Origin of the sequence: Paenibacillus sophorae, assembly GCF_018966525.1 — a bacterium.
GTDB classification, from domain to species: Bacteria; Bacillota; Bacilli; order Paenibacillales; family Paenibacillaceae; genus Paenibacillus_AQ; species Paenibacillus_AQ sophorae.
Genome location: NZ_CP076607.1, coordinates 5,218,638 through 5,236,046 on the forward strand (window position 1 = coordinate 5,218,638; position 17,409 = coordinate 5,236,046).

The following is a 17,409-nucleotide window of genomic DNA, read 5'->3' on the forward strand; positions in this document are numbered from 1 at the left end:
TTATAGCTCATGATTTAATAGTTTCATAATAGTATAGGATCGGAGGTGTTTCTTGACAATGAAGTTTATCCCTCCAGACTGAGTAATCCGTGCACAGCAGTCTGTTCTTTATACTTATCCAAGAAGGCAAGGCCCTCATCCAAGCAAGCGACCCCATAGGCAACGGTTTTCTCCAGAGAAGTGAACGGAAATGGAAAGCCTGCGCGGAGGCTCTTCATCACAAGAATAATGCGGCCGCTGTAGATCAGTCCACGTCCGAACCCTTCGACATTAATTTCCGCGGAGCTTTGAATCATCAAGCCGCTCTTCTCCTCCATCAGGCTAGCGATGGCCTGAAACAATACGGGCACCTGGCGGCGGACCTCATCGGACGCCGTGCAATTAATGTCCGATTGAGCCTTATCCTCCGCTGAAGCCAGGAACAGTTTCGCAATCTTTTCCTCGGGAGTAAGGGAAGCATAGCGCCCAAAATAATCGCTCGCGCTGAGCAGATCGTTCAAACGGCGGACAAGCCGCTCCGCCTTTTCAGGATCGGGCGCCGGTTTGGAGCGGCGCTTCGGTCGCACTTGAGCGTTGTCCGCCGGCTGTTCGTTCGCACATGCGACTTCGTTAGCCATTTGATCCATTAACCCCAGCTCCTTCCTCTTCCTCCGCACGCAGCACCTTGGCCAGCCACATTGGCGGTTTACCCTGCAGCATCTCCTCGAGCCGTTTAACCTGTTCATCGATCGGACTTCCGAACGGTACTTTGACCGGCATGATTTTGCGGCGGGTCACCTTCGCTGCCGCCGATGCTCCAATCTGCATAAGAAAAATCAATGTGCAGTCTTCGATAGCCTCAATCCGGCTGTCGATCTTGCCCATTTCATCCTGGGCTGCGATGTCGGGTATTCTGCGCAGCTCCAAAAGCTCGCTGCTACCCTTCGTAAGATTATAAATGGCAAACATCGAACTTTGCCCAAAATGGGCATTTACACGAACTCCGTCATCTGTGGCGAATGCTACTTTCACGATGCTCCGCCTCCCTTCTCATTAATAGATTGCCTGCTTTATTGGTCCACTCCATCGCTCCACGATAGCCGACGGAAACATTCATATACGATCCGAGCTCATTCCATATCGGGAAACCAGCAGCCAGGAAAGCCGCTCCAATACGCTCCGCTCCCGCAATTCCGTGCGAACTTCCGATCCACAAATCGGCTCCGCTTCCGAGCACCTCGGCGTCGTCCAGGTCGCCGACCCATACCTCGCGCTCCATTTCGGCCACCGCCGGCGTTTCATACGAGGTAATCAGCGCCTTTTGCTCAACCCCCAGCTCATCCAGCCATTCCGAGACAGAGCGAAGATGATCCGGTTCAAGCGCAGCCAGAGCGGAGACACCGGCAAACTGAAAGTGTGCATCAAGCATACAGTCAAGCAGATTTTCACGCTGCCAGCAGTACCGGATGGGAACAGGAACACCGCTGATTTGATGCAGGAAATTCAGCAGCTCGTCGGAAGCCTTGAGCCCCATCGTTCCTTGGAACACCTTGTATGGCGTACCCAGAGCGTTATGCAGTCTTCTGGCCGGACGTTCCATACTGGCGCCAAAGGCGATAGTAAGCCCCGACTGCAAGCTCTGCAGCATTGAGTCCAAAGGAACCCCGCCTCTGGTCAGCGGTGAGAATCCTGTCAGGAGATGTCCCGACAGAGAAGTCGATATATCAGGAAGCGCGATGACCTCAAAGCCAAAGGAGGATACGATTTCCTTGAGTTCCATTACGTCCCCAGGTGTGAGATAAGAACCCGGCAGCAGCGTAATCTGGCGGGAATTCACGTTCCGCTGTCCCCGAAGACCCGCCTGCTGAATAAGTTCATCGACCATCGCTTCAACAGTTACACTGAATCCGGATTCGAGCGATCCGCGAAAGTCTGGCAGCGTCACAGAGAAGGCAAGCCCGCCGCGCATATTCCGCTCTCTCTTGTACGACTTCAGCATACTCTGGTAATCCACCCCTGCAACATCGGTCAACTCAGTCCCGATGATCCCGATAATGTCGGGACGATGCTTGGACAGCACTGCGTTCAGGGCTTCTTCCAAATTGCGGTTTGCGTCGAAAATAACGTCCATTTCCTGCAATGCTGAAGTCTGTACTGCAATCGGTTCACGAAAATGCCGAGTCAGAAGCGCTTTGGGAAAGGCGGAGCAGCCCTGCGAGCCATGAACAACCGGCATGGCCCGATAGCAGCCCTGCATCGCCAGTATACCGCCGAGAGACTGGCCTATTTTCAGCGGATTAACCGATACCGGTTTGCTTCTTTTCTTAACGGTCATAGCTGCCCTCCTTGTCCCACGGAGCTGGCGAGGAGGCGAGCTTCCATATCGGATTAGCCATGGAATCAACCAATTCCTTGGCCAGCCGCAGCAGACCTTCGTAACCGGCATAGGCCTTATGGCGTTCCTGATTGATATCCACAAACGGAATTTGCTCTTTCATTGCAACATACATATTCCGCCCGCCGGCAATCATAATGTCGGCTTTGCGTTCCTTCACCGTCTTGATAATACGGCTTGCTCCGCCTTCCGGGATGTACTCTGTGTCATCGCTGACTCTGTCGGCAATCCGCTGTACATCCTCATCCGAGCTTTTGTTCGTTCCGACACCAACGACCTGGATGCCCAGTTCCTTCAGCGCTGAAATAACCGACCAGCTTTTCACTCCGCCTGTATAGAGAACCGCTTTCTTCCCTTTAAGTATTTTGCGGTATGGCCGCAGGTCATGAGACAACCGATTCTCTTCCCGCTCCGTCAACCGGTCAACCCTGCGCTCCATCTCTCTGTCGTTCAGCAGAAACGCCATTTGACGCAAAGAGTAGGTGGTCTCTTTTGCACCATAGAACGAACCTTCAAAATAGGGAATGCCATATTTGGATTCCATCTGCTTCGCCAGTCCAAGCAGTGCGCGGCTGCACACTACCATATTGGCTTTCGCGCGGTGGGCCCAGGTAATTTCCTTATATCTGGCATCGCCCGTAATGCGGGATAAAAGCGTAATTCCCGCCTGATTCATCAGCTTTTCAATATCCCACATCTCGCCGGCGATGTTGTACTCGCCAATCAGGTTTACGCCCATAGAAGCCTCTAGTTCCGGTTCACCCGTACCGATAACATATTGGAGCAAAGCATCGCCCGCGAGCCGGTTGCCGAGATTCTTGCTGCCGACAAAGCCGGGGCTGTTCACAGGAACTACCGGGATTCCGAGACGCCCGGACGCCTCTTTACAGACGGCATCCATGTCTTCGCCGATCAGCGCCGTAACGCAGGTCGAATATACAAAGATAGCCGGAGGCGCAAAACGCCCGGCAATATAGTCAATGCTGTCTTTCAGTTTTTTTTCTCCGCCAAAAATAATGTCATTATTGCTCAAATCCGTCGCAAAGCCGTATTGGGAGAGGGAAGGGCCACTCGAAAGGCTTCCCCGGCTTTCCCAACTGTTGCCGGCGCAAGCAACCGGTCCATGCACGAGATGCGCAGCATCCATGATCGGGAGCAATGTAATTTGCGCTCCGTCGAATGAGCAACCTCCGGCTGCCTCACCCGGTTTTGGCCGTGGACAAGGCTTTGATTTGGGGGCAAGACTCCCGCAGGCCTGATCGTCTATCTCTTCCTTTCGAATAGGCTCCATTGGATCATCATCTCCTTCGCTAAGACTCAGTGCTCTAAATCCTACTACCCACAAGGCTAAACAACTGAAATGAATGCGGAATAAATCGAACAGAAACGTTTGGACCCCAAGCCGTATACATTTCGCCACTATTCCAAATCTGTATTGTACAAATTATAACATATTCTCTCTGTAAATAGGATGAGGGAGCAGATTTATCCAAGATAAATCTGCTCCCTTTTTTACCTATTGATTAGCGAACCAAATCACCGAAACCGGACTCGTTGTTGTCCAACTGATCGAGGACAATATTGACAATCAAGGTCAGCAGATTCAGTGCTCCTTGGTAGCCGATAATCGGATTACGATGCATATGATGACGGTCAAAGATCGGGAAGCCTACACGGACCAGCGGTACTCCCGCATCCTTGGCGGCGAATTTAACGTGCGAGCTGCCGATGGCCAGGTCAACCGGATCGTTAAGCAGCAGCGAACGCAGGTGCCAAAGGTCTTTGCCCACATAGACAGTTGCTTCGGAACCGTAAGGGCTGGATGCCAGCAGTTCTTCAACTTCAAGCTTCCACTTCTTGCCGTCGAATTCCACATCGCCGTTCGAGCACAGAATGTGAACCGGCTCCATGCCAACCTCCAGACAGAATCCGATAAGTCCAAGCAGCAGGTCAGGGTCACCGGCAAGAGCAACGCGTTTGCCATGCAGATAAGGATGGCTGTCGGCGTAAGCGTCAACCACGCGTCCGCGTTCTTCGGTGAGCGATGCCGGAACCGGAAGTCCAGTCAGTTCGCTGATAGCTGCGAGCAGCTTATCCGTAGCTTTTACGCCAAGCGGAGTGGACAAGGAGGAAACTTGTTGTTTCCAGGTTCCGCTGATATATTCTTGAGTCTTCTTCAGCGTGTATTTTTGCAGTACAAGTGAACCCAGCGCGTTAGCAGCTTTCGGAACATCGGCTAGCTTCGTTCCGCCATAGTAGTACTCGTATTCGCCAGTAGCCGGGGAATCGTAGTTGCCGCTGTGATCGCCGAGAATCGTGTACTTCGTATCGAAAGCGTTCAGGATTTTGCGGATTTCCGCAAAGTTGCCTGTATAAGGCTCGAATCCGAGCAGCACGTTCAGCTTCTCGCCTTCTTCGCCAGTACCCGGAGCAGCAGTCAGGCCGGAACGGTCAAACAGCTGGTTCAGAATGCTCTTGATCATTGCGTCATACCCAGTAACGTGCGAGCCGATGAAGCTAGGCGTGTTGGCATACGTAACAGGGAAATCTTCGGCGATTGCGCCTTTTTGACGAGCATTGCCAATAAAAGCTGTCAGGTCGTCACCAATAACTTCCGCCATACAAGTGGTACATACGGCTACCATTTCCGGTTTGTACAGAGCAACTGCATTTTGCAGACCGTCGATCATGTTGCTCATGCCGCCGAATACAGCTGCATCCTCAGTCATCGAGGAGGAAACGGCCGGCGTAGGTTCTTTAAAGTGACGGCTCAGATGGCTGCGGAAGTAAGAGTTACAGCCTTGGGAACCGTGTACGAACGGCAGCGTTTTTTCGAATCCGAGTGCTGCCATAACCGACCCGAGCGGTTGGCAAGCTTTGTGAGGATTGATAACGACCGCTTTACGATCGAAGTTCTTTTCCATGTACTCCGCGGATTTGGAGTAAGCGAGCGCTTCTGCTTTTTCCTGATCACTGCAAGGCGCTTCAAATTGCTTCTTGTTCTCACGTTGTTGTACATAGCGTTCTTCCGTAAACAAGGTGTTATAGTCCGGAATATTCAATTTTTCCTTGCTCATACGCTCGCCCCCTCTGGCTGTACTTTTTCTTTCTTGTCAATCAAACTCCATATTGGGTTGTTCACGGTCATATCCATGTCCTTGGCAAAAATCTTGAAGCCGTCGAAGCCATGGTACGGACCGCTGTAATCCCACGAGTGCATTTGACGGAACGGAATACCCATTTTGTGGTATACGTATTTTTCCTTAACACCCGATCCCATAAGGTCGATGTTCAGTTTTTGAGCGAGCTCTTCCAATTCGTATGCTGTCGGATCGTCCATAATAATCGATCCTACCTTCATATCAGGGAAGGTTCTTTCATAGTCATCTTTATGAGCAAACTCGTAGCCGGTAGCAACGATTTCCATGCCCAGATCTTCGTATGCGCCAATCGTATGACGGGAACGCAGGCCGCCGATCAGAAGCATAACCTTTTTGCCTTCCAGACGCGGTCTGTATTTGCCAATGATGGCATCCATTTGCGGCTTGTATTTTGCGATAACCTTCTCGCAGTTTTCTTGGATCGTTGCGTCGAACTTGGCAGCGATCGCGCGCAGGCTCTCGTAAGTTTTCGACGGTCCGAAGAAGTTGTACTCCATCCACGGAATACCGTAAGCTTTCTCCATATGATCAACCATGTAGTTCATGGAACGGTGGCAGTGAATCAGGTTCATCTTCGCTTTGTGGGCGATTTCCAGCTCGTTCAGAGTGCCGTCACCGGACCATTGAGCGATTACGCGCAGACCCATTTCTTCCAGCAGGATACGGGAAGCCCATGCGTCACCGCCGATGTTATAGTCACCGATGATATTTACATCGTAAGGACCGGTTTCGGCCAGATCCGCTTTACCCATTACAAAGTCGCGGATAGCGTCGTTCGCAATATGGTGACCAAGCGATTGGCTGACGCCGCGGAAACCTTCGCAACGGACTGGAACAACTGGCATTTCCAGTTCTTTGGCCATTTTTTTGGATACAGCTTCAATATCGTCGCCGATCAGACCGACCGGACATTCGGATTGAACAGAGATACCTTTAGCCAGCGGGAACATTTCCTTGATCTCACGGCAGATGATTTCCAGCTTCTTGTCGCCGCCAAAGACGATGTCTGTCTCTTGGAAATCACTTGTGATTTGCATAGCTGTGAAGTTGTCGATGCCAAGCGTACCGTTCGCATAGTTGCGGCGAGTACCCCAGCTGTATTGTCCGCAACCAACCGGGCCGTGAGAGATATGAACCATATCCTTGATTGGTCCCCATACCACGCCTTTGGAACCGGCATAGGAGCAACCGCGTGGCGTCATTACACCTGGACGGGATTTAATGTTCGATTTCAGGGAGCAACTGCAGGATTCCTTAGTCTCTTCAGTATTAATCTGAAAATGCTTCTTACGGTCTTTTTTTGCTTTATCGGGATAGGCTTCCAGTATATCCTCAACTAACTTTTTGTTCGCCTCAATATCCAGTCCCATTCGTTGAGCCTCCTTTTCAATTGTGCAGGACATTACCTCCTGCAGGGCATGCTTTGTTTAATTCGGTCCAGTGAATGACCGTCTCTCCACTCCATTCACTGGACAACTTCTATTGTTAAGCGAAGTCTGTTCGCTTTTTTTTATTAGTGACCAGCAGCTTCCAGCTTCTTGAGAGCTGTTTCTTCGTCTTCTACCACACCGAAATCGATCAGCAGTTGTTCCAGTTCGTCCATTTCGATCGGAGTCGGAATGTTCAGCATTTCGTTGTGCAGGATTTTGTCAGCCAGTTGCTTGTATTCGTTGGCTTGGTTGTGCTCAGGGTTGTATTGAGTAACCGTCATTCTTCTCAGCTCGGCATGTTGTACGACGTTGTCACGAGGTACGAAGTGGATCATTTGCGTGTTCAGACGACGCGCAAGTTCCATGATCAGCTCATCTTCACGGTCGGTGTTACGGCTGTTACAGATCAGGCCGCCCAGACGAACACTGCCGCTTTGTGCATACTTCAGGATACCGCGTGCGATGTTGTTGGCAGCGTACATAGCCATCATTTCACCGGAACAGACGATGTAGATCTCTTGTGCTTTGTTCTCGCGGATAGGCATTGCGAAACCGCCGCATACAACGTCACCCAGTACGTCGTAGGAGATGAAGTCCATACCGTCATAAGCGCCTTGCTCTTCCAGGAAGTTGATGGAAGTGATGATGCCGCGGCCTGCGCAGCCTACGCCTGGTTCCGGACCGCCGGACTCAACGCAGAGGATGTCGCCAAAGCCGGTTGCTACTACGTCTTCGAGTTCGAGGTCTTCTACCGAACCCAATTCAGCGGCCATGTGAAGTACAGTTTGTTGAGCTTTCGTGTTCAGGATCAGACGAGTGGAGTCGGCTTTAGGGTCACAGCCTACGATCATGATTTTTTGGCCAAAAGTGGTTGCCAGCTGTGCCAAAGTGTTCTGGGAAGTCGTGGATTTACCGATACCGCCTTTACCGTAAAATGCGATTTGTCTTGGTTTCTTACTCATGAATAATCATCCCTTCGATATATTAATATTTTCAAAATAGGAACCGTATTTCACACTTTCAAGTATAGCTTCCTGTATTCCGCCTTTGCGGACCAGGGGCAGTACGCCTGCTTTGTTCAGCACCGCGCGGGGCGCGTCGCCGATACCGGAGCTGAGAAGAATCCGGCAATCGCTGAGGATCGAGGTGATCTCTTGAAGCGTTTCGTCTTTGTCTCCATTGCAATCGGCTGTGCCGTGGCAGTATGCCTGTATCTTCCGGATCCCGATGAATTTCACTTCGGCGCCGTCGGTATCAAAAATCATGAATTCCGTCGCATGGCCAAAATGCTGGTTGACCTTGTCCCCGCCTCTGGAAGCAACCGCGACTCTGGTCTTCTTGTTCTCGTCAAGAATGGTTCGGCGGTTCTCCTTCGCGATAAGGCGCTGACGGATTTTGCTATCGAGCTCCTGTTGGAACTGTTCTCTAGCGTCGAGGTCGATAACAGGATCGGCTTCCATCGTCTCCAGTTGGAAATCCTGATTACGGTCCTGGCCGAGCAGCCCAACCGCATCGGCGCGGCACTGACGGCAATGGCGCATCAGCTTGGTTCCGCCCTCGCTCAGCTGCTCTTGCAACTGGTTCAGTTCTTTTGGATGAGGAGCCTTGCGTCCGTCTTTCTCATACTGGCTGCCAGGAGCGATAATCAGCGGCGTTACATTATGAAGCGTCGCGCCGAGCTCCTTGACTTTCTTTGATACTTCAACCAGATGCTTGTCGTTGACCCCCGGAATCAGAATCGAGTTGACTTTGACGAGAATGCCTCGCTTAGCCAGTTCCTCCACGCCTTGAAGCTGACGGCTGATCAGCAGAGCGGCGGCTTCTCTTCCTTCGTAACGCACTCCTTCATCAAATACCCATGGATAAATCTCTTTACCGACATCAGGGTCGATGGCGTTGATCGTAATCGTTACATGTCCGATCCCCAGTTCCACGATCCGATCGATGTGCCGGTATAGTGTAAGGCCGTTGGTGCTGAGACAGGTCATCACGTCGGGTACATGCTTCTTGACTCTCGCAAATGTATCGAAAGTCTTATCCGCATTTGCAAGCGGATCGCCTGGTCCGGCTATGCCGACCACCGACAGCTGCATGAGCTGTGCTGCTACACCTTTTACTTTCCGCTCCGCTTGTTCCGGAGTGAGCACCTCACTGACAACCCCAGGTCTGCTTTCGTTCACGCAGTCGAATTTACGGTTGCAGTAGTTGCATTGAATGTTGCAGGCGGGAGCAACCGGGATATGCATCCTGGCAAAAAACCGATGGGCTTCCTCGCTGTAGCAAGGGTGGCGACTGATCTCGTCCTCTGCTGCACTTGATGAACACGACGTCGGCTGCGGCTTCATTTTTCCCACCTCCTTAAAGTAATGAGGAGTTGTACTCCCTTGCGCATACTTCGCATCATTCTCGCGTCGGAGGCATGCGCCTAAGTTTTGCGGAGCGTCAGCTGTTCAATGTTTCACAGCCGGCTTCCTTGGGTAAGACTCAAATAGGTTATTGTTAGGTAACCTACATCCGACATGTCAGTTTTCCTGACCTCAACCTTGCTTGAAAAGCTTTGCTGTACACTCATCATATTTTCAATCCCGTATATCGTCAATTAGCGTAAACAAGAAAATTTAAGGTATTTCCACGTGTTTGCAGTTTCGTCAAATCATATGTTAGTTTATATGACATTCACATCTCATGTTTACGTTTTCATATCCCGTTTTCATTGAAAATCAATGTCATTTTACTCCCCTTTTACAGTGGCTTAACTGAAAGATCTCTCTACATGTATCCCCTTGTTCTGACAAAGGAATGTCGATTCTAGCGGATTAAACTCCAAATCATTGATGGTATGATTGAAATCCCACGCTGTTGACAATGTTTCTCAACTAATATATGATCTTTCTAGGCAGATATTAAGTGAACCGAATATCCCGTAAAGGGGAGTAGCTGTTAAATAAAGTCGTCAGTACGAGAACGCAACCGTTTCTCCGGCTTTATTGGCAATAACTTATTGTTAGCGAGACCTTTACCATTCAGATTGATGCTTTTGAATTCAATCTGTTTGGTAAAGGTCTTTTTTATATACTTTTGGGTCATCATAAACGCGAGGGAGGTAACAACAATGGATTTGGGATTACTATTGGAATATGGCTGGGTACTGCTTGTTCTTGTGGGGTTGGAAGGGCTGCTCGCCGCGGACAATGCATTGGTGCTGGCAATCATGGTAAAACATCTTCCTGAGGAAACAAGGAAAAAGGCGCTCTTTTACGGGCTGTTCGGGGCGTTCATCTTCAGGTTCGGCTCGCTGTTCGTCATTTCGTTCCTGGTGGACATCTGGCAGGTGCAGGCGATCGGGGCGATCTATCTGCTGTTTATAGCGGCCAATCATATCATCCGCAAAATCATTGCTTCAAAGAAGCCGGTAACGGAAGAAGCCGCGGAAAGCGGCGCAAAGGAAGACGCGGACAAAAAGAAAGGCGGTTTCTGGCTGACCGTCTTCAAGGTGGAGCTGGCTGACATCGCCTTTGCCGTCGACTCGATTCTCGCCGCGGTCGCTCTGGCCGTCGCGCTTCCGCCAAGCGGTCTTCCCGCAATCGGCGGACTCGACGGAGGTGTGTTCCTCGTTATTTTTGCCGGGGGCTTTATCGGACTGGTTATCATGCGCTTTGCCGCCTCTTTCTTCGTCAAGCTTCTTCATTCCCGTCCGGGACTTGAAGTTGCGGCCTTCGTTATCGTCGGCTGGGTTGGCGTCAAGCTATCTGTCATTACACTTGCGCATCCTTCGCTCGGTATATTGTCCGAGGATTTCGCGCATAGCACCTTGTGGAAAGCGACTTTCTATATCGTCCTCGTCCTCATTGCCGCTATCGGTTGGTTCATGAGCAAGCATACTACCGAAGAGAATAAAGGTGTAAATCCAGTCCGCGAACTGGATAAGCAGCTTGGGAAATAAGCAAACTTCCTGATTAATCGACAAAAACAGCCCGTTTACGCTGTAATAAGCGCAAACGGGCTTGTTTGTTTAGATAAACCCTATATGGAAGGAATTCATCTATAAATCCTTGAAGATGTGAGGTGAATGGGATATATACGTAAGTTATTTTACCTCATAAGCATGGGGAACAACCTTATCCCAGCGCCGATGCCTTAATCTGCTTGCTGCGCAGTTGTCCGCAGGCTGCATCAATGTCCGTTCCCTGCTCCAGACGAGTGCTGACGCTCACGCCCTGTTTTTTCAGCGTATCGAAGAAAGCCCGAATCGTCTCCCGGTCGCTGCGCTGATATTCGCTGTGCTCATCCACCGGGTTATACGGAATCAAGTTTACATTGACGAGCGGGCCATAACCGGCGATTAGCTTGGCCAGTTCCAGCGCATGTTCCTGCTGGTCGTTCACATCCCGCAGCAAAATATACTCCAGCGTCGTTCTCCGCTTCGTCTTCTCTAAATAGTAGCCAATCGCATGCATCAGTTTCTCGATCGGAATGGCGCGGTTGATCTTCATGATGCGGGTGCGAAGCTCATTATTCGGCGCGTGCAGGGAAATGGCCAGATTCACCTGAAGGTTGCGGTCGGCAAATTCAATGATTTTGTCCGCAAGGCCGCTGGTCGAGACGGTGATATGCCGTCCGGCGATGTCCAGCCCCTTCTGATGCTTGATAATCAGCAGAAAATCTATCATATTTTCAAAATTGTCAAACGGCTCCCCGATGCCCATGACGACAATGTGGCTTACCGCTTCACCCTTCCCCGTACGGTCCAGATTCAGCTGTACCTGCATAATCTGCTCCACAATCTCCCCGGAAGACAAGTCCCGGCTCTTGGACAAAAGCCCGCTTGCACAGAAGCTGCACCCGATATTGCAGCCGACCTGGGTCGTTACGCAAACAGCCAGCCCGTATTTTTGCCGCATTAATACCGTCTCGATCAAATTACCGTCCGGCAGGCGGAACAGAAACTTAACCGTACCGTCTATCGACTCCTGCTTTACGTGCTCGGTCAAGGTCCGAATGGAAAAATGCTCGTCCAACTGCTGCAAGGCGTCCGGATGCACATCTTCCATTTGCGAAAAATCCGTTACCCGCTTTATATACAGCCAATCCCACACCTGCAGAGCCCGGAATTTACGGTGTCCGCGGTCCAGCAGCCATGCCGCCAGCTGATCAAAGGTCAATCCATAGATGGAAGTTTTGCTCATGATTTATCCTCTTTTCAAGGCTTCCACGAAGCCTGTCATTCAACATGCAGCTGCCTAGACTGCAATCGTATCTTATTGTCCCAAATTTTTTTAATTAAAACAAGAGGATTCTTATAGAAAAAAGCCGTCCGGCGAAGGCGAATTCCTCCGTTGAACGGCTTAAAGCTTTGTGCTTGCTGTATTAGTAAATGGGCTGTCCGATAGCCTGGTCCGTCTTGCCCTGGAGTTCCACCAGCTTCATCATTACCGTAGCCGCTTCGGCCTTGGTTACGGTGTCAGCCGGATTAAATTTGCCGTTCTCTCCCTGGAGAAGCCCAAGCTTCACAGCGACAGCAACTTCGCCCTTGCGGGTGATCGAGGCGGCGTCACCAAATTGGGCCAAGACCGGATCTGCCTGTAAGAAGGCGGAAATCTTGTTGTATTTAACAATGGAAGTCAAGAGGACCGCAAATCCCTCGCGTGTCAGCTTGGTGTCCGCTTGGAACGTGCTGCCTGGATCGATCCACTGGTTCTGCACAGCGTAGGAGACCGCATTATAATATGGGTTTTCCGGACTGACGCCCGCAACCGGCTTAGGTTCGGTTCCGTTATTATATCCCCCAAAATAAGGCGTAACCGCTTTGGATATCCAAGTCAGCCAGTCTCCTGCGGTAATCTCGGAATCGGGATTCACTTTACCATCCTGATCCGGTACGAGAATATTGTATTTCACCAATGTCGACAGCGCCTGCTCGGCCGCATGTCCTTGAATGTCGGAAGCGGAGGCTGCTTTCTTCAATTGGCCGGGCACCTCATATTGAGCCGTCAGCTTGCCGGTAACCGCGTCAATGACTTCCGGGACGTTCGCGGGATCTGCAAGTACGGGCGAATATACAAGCTTGATCTTCGGCTCGTTGTAACCGGCAACGGTATAGCCTCCGTAACCTCCGAAGCCTCCGAAGCTTCCATACTGCAGCTTCACCTTATAGCGGTCAAAAGTCTGAGCCCGCGCCTCTGCCTTCGCAACCTTCACTGCAGACAGGTCGACTCCCGCTTTCCCAAGATCTGTTGTCCGAGGAACGTTATAAGTCTTCAGTGCGCCGGTATGGTCGAGCACAAGCGTCAGACCGCCATCGCTAACCGGAACCCCTTTATAAAAGCGAAGGAATTGGAAGGTGAAGCCCGCTCCTTCGCCGGCGGTATCTTCCCGTTCGACCAGCTTCAGATTGCCGGCGGCGTTAGGATACAGGAGGTTGACCAGGGCGATCGCCTTATTCCTGGCCTGCTGCCGCGTCGCGTTAGTTTCCTTGCCCTTCGGCTTGTTGGCTTCCTGGGCGCCAGGCGGGACTGGATATCGATTTTCATTAAAACTCAGAATTTGCCCGGTAATGGCGTCAACCTCGGCGTAAGATTGAGAGGGGTAACCGGTCTTGAGAGACTCGTTATCCGTCCAGTTCAGTCTCCAAATCTTCCGGTCCGTGTCCGTATAATCGCTGCCCAGTGAACTGGATACCAGCTTTCTCGCAGCTGGAATCGAAACGACTTGCTTAACCAGTTTGGCCGCTTCATCGCTCGTTATTTCTGTAGCGGCGGTTCTGGGAGTAAAGCGGCTCGTTGCTTGCGGAACATCGCTGTAAACGGAGGTTGTGACCGTACTTTCCGCGCCAGAAGTATTCAGCCGTTTTCCCGTCAAGGCATCGATGGCATACAGCGCCCGCTCGGTCGGCCGCCAGCCCAGGATCCAGCTGTTGCCTCCGCCATTCTTGTAGACAGGCATATAAACAAGTTCCACATCAAACTGGTCGCTGAATGTCTGCTCCGCCTTAGCCTGTGAAAGCGAAGCTGTAACCGCAGGGTAGTTCCAATGCTCCGGCGATTTGTTGAACTGCCTTACGCTGCCGTCCGCTGCAACGACCATGTTGACATTTTCAAGCGGGGAAGTGATGCCGTTCTTAATAACGCTAAAAGTAAACCCGTATTGCACGGGGCCAAAAAGTGCAAGATTACTCATGTAATCAATGCCGTCCTGCAGTTCCAAATCGTTAATCGAAAGGGAGGGAGCCGCTTTGGAGATAAAAGCTTTGGCTTTCTCCAGCGCCTGTTCCCTGGTGATCTCGGGCGGATAATAACTCTGGTTCTGCTGACGGTCCGAAAAATAGAGAGATGTACTGATCAGGTCTCCATTAACGGCGTCCACCTGGCTGCTGAAGCCATATCCGCTATTGCCCTTCTGGTAATTCCACTGAATGTTCCATATCATTTGATTGGATGGCGCAGGGAACGAATTGGTAATACCCAGTTCCACATTTGTTACTTCCGCATCCGCCAAGATGGGAAACAACTCTTTCAGCTTGGAGATCGCCTGTTCTTTCGTAAACTTGACCTTAGCAGGGTCTGCATCGGCCGTCTTCGCAGATGCCGCGGCATTCTGGGATTTTTCGGCAGGCGCATTGAGGGAAACAGGCTGGGCTACGAGGGTAACGGAAGAAGAGGCCGCAGCGGCTAATCCTGCAGGCATCACAAGAGTAAATGCCACCATTCCGGTTAATGCGGATTTTACTGTGAAGCCTGGGGTACGGATATGCTTTTTCTTCAAAATCTCATCCTCCTTTTCTCAATTCTTAGTAATTATAAAGATATTTTCATTTATTTTCCATATGAAATATCTCTTACTCACAGAAAAAAACCTCCTATCACCCGCCATGGGGCAAAGAAGGCTTAATGAAGACGGCGTCTTTCGCAAAGTACGGCCGTGGATCGCGATCAGGACCTGCGCCATTTCATAAAGATATGATCCAGCACATCAACCAGCAGAAAAAGAATAAAGCCAACGAGACTGAACAGCAGTATGCCCGCATACATTCCGGGGTAGTCCAGACGCTGCCATGAATCCATAATAAAAAAGCCCATTCCGTGCTCCGTTCCGTAAATCTCGGTAAAAAACAGCACCGAAATGGCAGTGCCGAGTGAAATGCGGACCGTACTGAGAATGACCGACAGCGCCCCAGGCAGCGTCACATGCCAAAATTTATGCAGCGCGCTTGCTCCGATGCTGGACAGTACTTCGTAGGCACTACCCGGGATCGCTTTTATGCCGTCGCGTGCGGAGATAATGACCTGAAAGATTAGAATCAGCATGATCATCAGTATTTTGGAGATTTCCCCAAGTCCGAAAAACAGCATAACGACCGGCAGCAGGGCAATTTTGGGCACGGGATACGTTAGGTAGACGACGGGGTCGAGAAGCTTATTCCAGAATGCAGAACGTCCCATGAGAAGGCCGATCAGCAAGCCGAGCAGAAGCGCGAGCAGCATTCCGGCAAATACGCGGAACAGACTGTATCCGATATTCAACCAGGTCTCCACGTACCCAAGCCGGAACAAGGACGCGTAAACTGCAAAGGGGCTCGGCAGAATCGGCATGTTGATGAGCAGAGCTGCGGCATACCAGACCACATTGATCCCCAAGAATACAAGCAATAGCCGTAAGATATAATGATAGCCCGTTTTTTTTACCATTTCTCCTGCATTACCTTTCTGATCAACTTGGTCTGCTCGAAGAACTCCGCACTGCTTCGTTTATCTTCATAATTTAATGAGAAAACGGGATTGTCGATGATATCAAGCTCCCGGCTGCCAGGCACCATAACGACAATTCTTTCCCCCAGCAAAATCGCTTCTTCCACATCATGAGTCACAAATAAAGCCGTGACCGGATGCTTTTGCCAGTTCTCAAGAAACAGCCGCTGCAGCGTCTCGCGAGTCATCGCATCGAGCGCCGAGAACGGCTCGTCCAGCAGCATAATTTCCGGAAGCAGCGCGAACGCCCTGGCAACCGCGACCCGCTGCTGCTGTCCTCCGCTGAGCGAGAGAGGGTACCGCCCGGCCAAATCGGCGATGGCCATGTCTTCCAGCCAGCGGCTGATTCGTTCCTCCCGCTCCTCCTTCCGCTCTCTTCCGGGAAGGGTGACCGCAAGAGCCGTACGGAGATTGGCCGTAACGGTCTTCCAGGGCAGCAGGCCGTAGGTTTGCGGCACAAGCCCGATGAGGGTATCCCGGCCATTCGCGGGCTGTCCATTATATGTAATGTCTCCCGTATACCGGGGAAGAAGGCCGGCAACGGCCTTAAGGAGCGTCGACTTGCCACAGCCCGACGGACCGATCAGTGTGTAGATCCCATGCTCCGGTATGTGCAGCGAGGCCGGCCCAAAGGCCGGCACCCCTTCTTTGTAGCTTATGGTCAGCCCGTTAATGCGAAGTCCGTCTTTATTACTTGAACTGGACATTTGAGATCACATCCTCCGGAGACAGGTCCTTGGTCAGTAGTCCCTTCTCCTTCGCCCAGGCGAAAGCCGCCGCGACCTGCTCCTTGTCCACTTGGGACGCCGGGACATAATCGGGTACCTGGATTTGGCTTTTCAGCGTCTCAGGGTAACCCACTGCTTTAATAATCGTGTCAACGTATTCGCTCTGGTCATGGGACTTCATATAAGCTACCGCATCGTCATAGGCTGCGTACATCGCTTGAATGGCCTTCGGCTTGGCGTCGATCGCGCTCTGCGGGATGGCAAACACGAACGGATGGATTCCGGCCGAGTGTGTGGAGCCGAGTACCCGTAGGCCGGAGGCTTTGCCCATTGTCACGAACGGCTCAGGCAGAACAGCCGCGTCCGCCTTTTTATTTTTCAAGAGCTCCAGTCTAGTCGGGATTTGCGGCACCTCGGTTACATTAATGTCCTGTTCGCTCAGACCCGCCTGCTTCAGCATGGTGGCGACGGTGTACTCGGTGGAGGTGTTTTTGGACAAAATGACCGTCTTGCCCTTCAGGTCCTTGACCTCCTTGATGCCGTCATTCCCAGTCAGCAGATCGAACTCACCGAAGGTGGCGCTGGCAATCTTCACATCCAGTCCGGCGTTATTGTAAATGGCAACCGCAACCAGGTCTGCGCTGAATCCCTCCAGCTTTCCCGCCTGGAATGCCGCGTCGCGATCTTTGGCGCTTTTGAAGGTCTGAATGTCGAGATTTACCCCGCGTTTGCGGTCGAAACCCTGCTCATGGGCGATAATAAAAGGGATGGCGTCGATCGAAGGCAGCATGCCCAAAGATAACGAGGGGGTCTCTCCCGCCGTTCCCGTATTCTCCGCACTCGGCGAGTTTTTTCCATTGGAAGAACCGCAGCCTGCGGCCAATGCAGCGAGCAGTGTTGTCAACAGCAGCAGCAATATTTTGTTCATCGTTCCGTTCTTCTTCATAAATCTAGAAATCCTCCGTATCGTTG

At 51.4% G+C, this 17,409-nt stretch carries 14 protein-coding genes; 1 reads left to right on the forward strand and 13 read right to left on the reverse strand.

The features are described 5' to 3' along the window. Positions 1 to 65: 65 nt before the first annotated feature. The 8 genes from KP014_RS25290 to nifB form a co-directional block, all read right to left on the reverse strand. Positions 66 to 626, reverse strand: a complete 561-nt coding sequence (locus KP014_RS25290; RefSeq protein WP_036598255.1) for a DUF269 domain-containing protein — start codon at positions 624 to 626, stop codon at positions 66 to 68. Continuing rightward, positions 610 to 1,011 carry a nitrogen fixation protein NifX gene (gene nifX, locus KP014_RS25295; RefSeq protein WP_036598253.1) on the reverse strand — a complete coding sequence of 134 codons (402 nt, stop codon included), beginning with the start codon at positions 1,009 to 1,011 and terminating at the stop codon, positions 610 to 612. Before nifX ends, KP014_RS25290 begins: the two co-directional genes overlap by 17 nt. After that, on the reverse strand, positions 986 to 2,314 hold the full coding sequence (gene nifN / locus KP014_RS25300) for a nitrogenase iron-molybdenum cofactor biosynthesis protein NifN (protein WP_036598251.1): 1,329 nt from the start codon (positions 2,312 to 2,314) through the stop codon (positions 986 to 988). The genes nifX and nifN overlap by 26 nt, the downstream gene beginning before the upstream one ends. After that, complete coding sequence (gene nifE / locus KP014_RS25305; protein ID WP_036598249.1) at positions 2,304 to 3,665, reverse strand: nitrogenase iron-molybdenum cofactor biosynthesis protein NifE; 1,362 nt, start codon at positions 3,663 to 3,665, stop codon at positions 2,304 to 2,306. Before nifE ends, nifN begins: the two co-directional genes overlap by 11 nt. A 232-nt stretch (positions 3,666 to 3,897) precedes the next feature. Beyond that, on the reverse strand, positions 3,898 to 5,451 hold the full coding sequence (gene nifK, locus KP014_RS25310) for a nitrogenase molybdenum-iron protein subunit beta (RefSeq protein ID WP_036598247.1): 1,554 nt from the start codon (positions 5,449 to 5,451) through the stop codon (positions 3,898 to 3,900). Next, a complete protein-coding gene (gene nifD, locus KP014_RS25315; RefSeq protein WP_036598245.1) occupies positions 5,448 to 6,905 on the reverse strand; it encodes a nitrogenase molybdenum-iron protein alpha chain in 1,458 nt (485 codons plus the stop codon). Before nifD ends, nifK begins: the two co-directional genes overlap by 4 nt. Before the next feature lie 143 nt (positions 6,906 to 7,048). After that, a complete protein-coding gene (gene nifH / locus KP014_RS25320; protein WP_216700418.1) occupies positions 7,049 to 7,927 on the reverse strand; it encodes a nitrogenase iron protein in 879 nt (292 codons plus the stop codon). A gap of 6 nt (positions 7,928 to 7,933) precedes the next feature. Continuing rightward, positions 7,934 to 9,310 (reverse strand): nitrogenase cofactor biosynthesis protein NifB, encoded by a 1,377-nt coding sequence (gene nifB / locus KP014_RS25325; RefSeq protein WP_090834296.1) that lies wholly within the window; start codon positions 9,308 to 9,310, stop codon positions 7,934 to 7,936. A 767-nt stretch (positions 9,311 to 10,077) separates the two neighbouring features. Between nifB and KP014_RS25330 the strand changes: the two genes are divergently transcribed. After that, positions 10,078 to 10,908, forward strand: coding sequence for a TerC family protein (locus KP014_RS25330; protein ID WP_175491874.1), 831 nt, complete (start codon positions 10,078 to 10,080; stop codon positions 10,906 to 10,908). A gap of 175 nt (positions 10,909 to 11,083) precedes the next feature. On the opposite strand, the gene rlmN is transcribed toward KP014_RS25330, so the two are convergent. From rlmN to KP014_RS25355, 5 genes are all read right to left on the reverse strand, one after another. Beyond that, a complete protein-coding gene (gene rlmN / locus KP014_RS25335; RefSeq protein WP_036598528.1) occupies positions 11,084 to 12,151 on the reverse strand; it encodes a dual-specificity RNA methyltransferase RlmN in 1,068 nt (355 codons plus the stop codon). Between the two features lie 181 nt (positions 12,152 to 12,332). Further along, positions 12,333 to 14,726, reverse strand: a complete 2,394-nt coding sequence (locus tag KP014_RS25340; RefSeq protein ID WP_036598529.1) for an S-layer homology domain-containing protein — start codon at positions 14,724 to 14,726, stop codon at positions 12,333 to 12,335. A gap of 167 nt (positions 14,727 to 14,893) precedes the next feature. Next, positions 14,894 to 15,649 (reverse strand): ABC transporter permease, encoded by a 756-nt coding sequence (locus KP014_RS25345; RefSeq protein ID WP_051500331.1) that lies wholly within the window; start codon positions 15,647 to 15,649, stop codon positions 14,894 to 14,896. Next, complete coding sequence (locus KP014_RS25350) at positions 15,643 to 16,416, reverse strand: ABC transporter ATP-binding protein (protein WP_036598530.1); 774 nt, start codon at positions 16,414 to 16,416, stop codon at positions 15,643 to 15,645. Before KP014_RS25350 ends, KP014_RS25345 begins: the two co-directional genes overlap by 7 nt. Continuing rightward, complete coding sequence (locus KP014_RS25355; RefSeq protein ID WP_051500332.1) at positions 16,400 to 17,383, reverse strand: ABC transporter substrate-binding protein; 984 nt, start codon at positions 17,381 to 17,383, stop codon at positions 16,400 to 16,402. Before KP014_RS25355 ends, KP014_RS25350 begins: the two co-directional genes overlap by 17 nt. Positions 17,384 to 17,409 lie beyond the last annotated feature (26 nt).

Bases quoted from the DNA above. Each gene is read 5' to 3' on its own strand.
- KP014_RS25290 (WP_036598255.1), bottom strand. From the start codon at position 626: ATGGATCAAATGGCTAACGAAGTCGCATGTGCGAACGAACAGCCGGCG.
- nifN (WP_036598251.1), bottom strand. From the start codon at position 2,314: ATGACCGTTAAGAAAAGAAGCAAACCGGTATCGGTTAATCCGCTGAAA.
- nifE (WP_036598249.1), bottom strand. From the start codon at position 3,665: ATGGAGCCTATTCGAAAGGAAGAGATAGACGATCAGGCCTGCGGGAGT.
- nifK (WP_036598247.1), bottom strand. From the start codon at position 5,451: ATGAGCAAGGAAAAATTGAATATTCCGGACTATAACACCTTGTTTACG.
- nifD (WP_036598245.1), bottom strand. From the start codon at position 6,905: ATGGGACTGGATATTGAGGCGAACAAAAAGTTAGTTGAGGATATACTG.
- nifH (WP_216700418.1), bottom strand. From the start codon at position 7,927: ATGAGTAAGAAACCAAGACAAATCGCATTTTACGGTAAAGGCGGTATC.
- nifB (WP_090834296.1), bottom strand. From the start codon at position 9,310: ATGAAGCCGCAGCCGACGTCGTGTTCATCAAGTGCAGCAGAGGACGAG.
- KP014_RS25330 (WP_175491874.1), top strand. From the start codon at position 10,078: ATGGATTTGGGATTACTATTGGAATATGGCTGGGTACTGCTTGTTCTT.
- rlmN (WP_036598528.1), bottom strand. From the start codon at position 12,151: ATGAGCAAAACTTCCATCTATGGATTGACCTTTGATCAGCTGGCGGCA.
- KP014_RS25345 (WP_051500331.1), bottom strand. From the start codon at position 15,649: ATGGTAAAAAAAACGGGCTATCATTATATCTTACGGCTATTGCTTGTA.
- KP014_RS25350 (WP_036598530.1), bottom strand. From the start codon at position 16,416: ATGTCCAGTTCAAGTAATAAAGACGGACTTCGCATTAACGGGCTGACC.
- KP014_RS25355 (WP_051500332.1), bottom strand. From the start codon at position 17,383: ATGAAGAAGAACGGAACGATGAACAAAATATTGCTGCTGCTGTTGACA.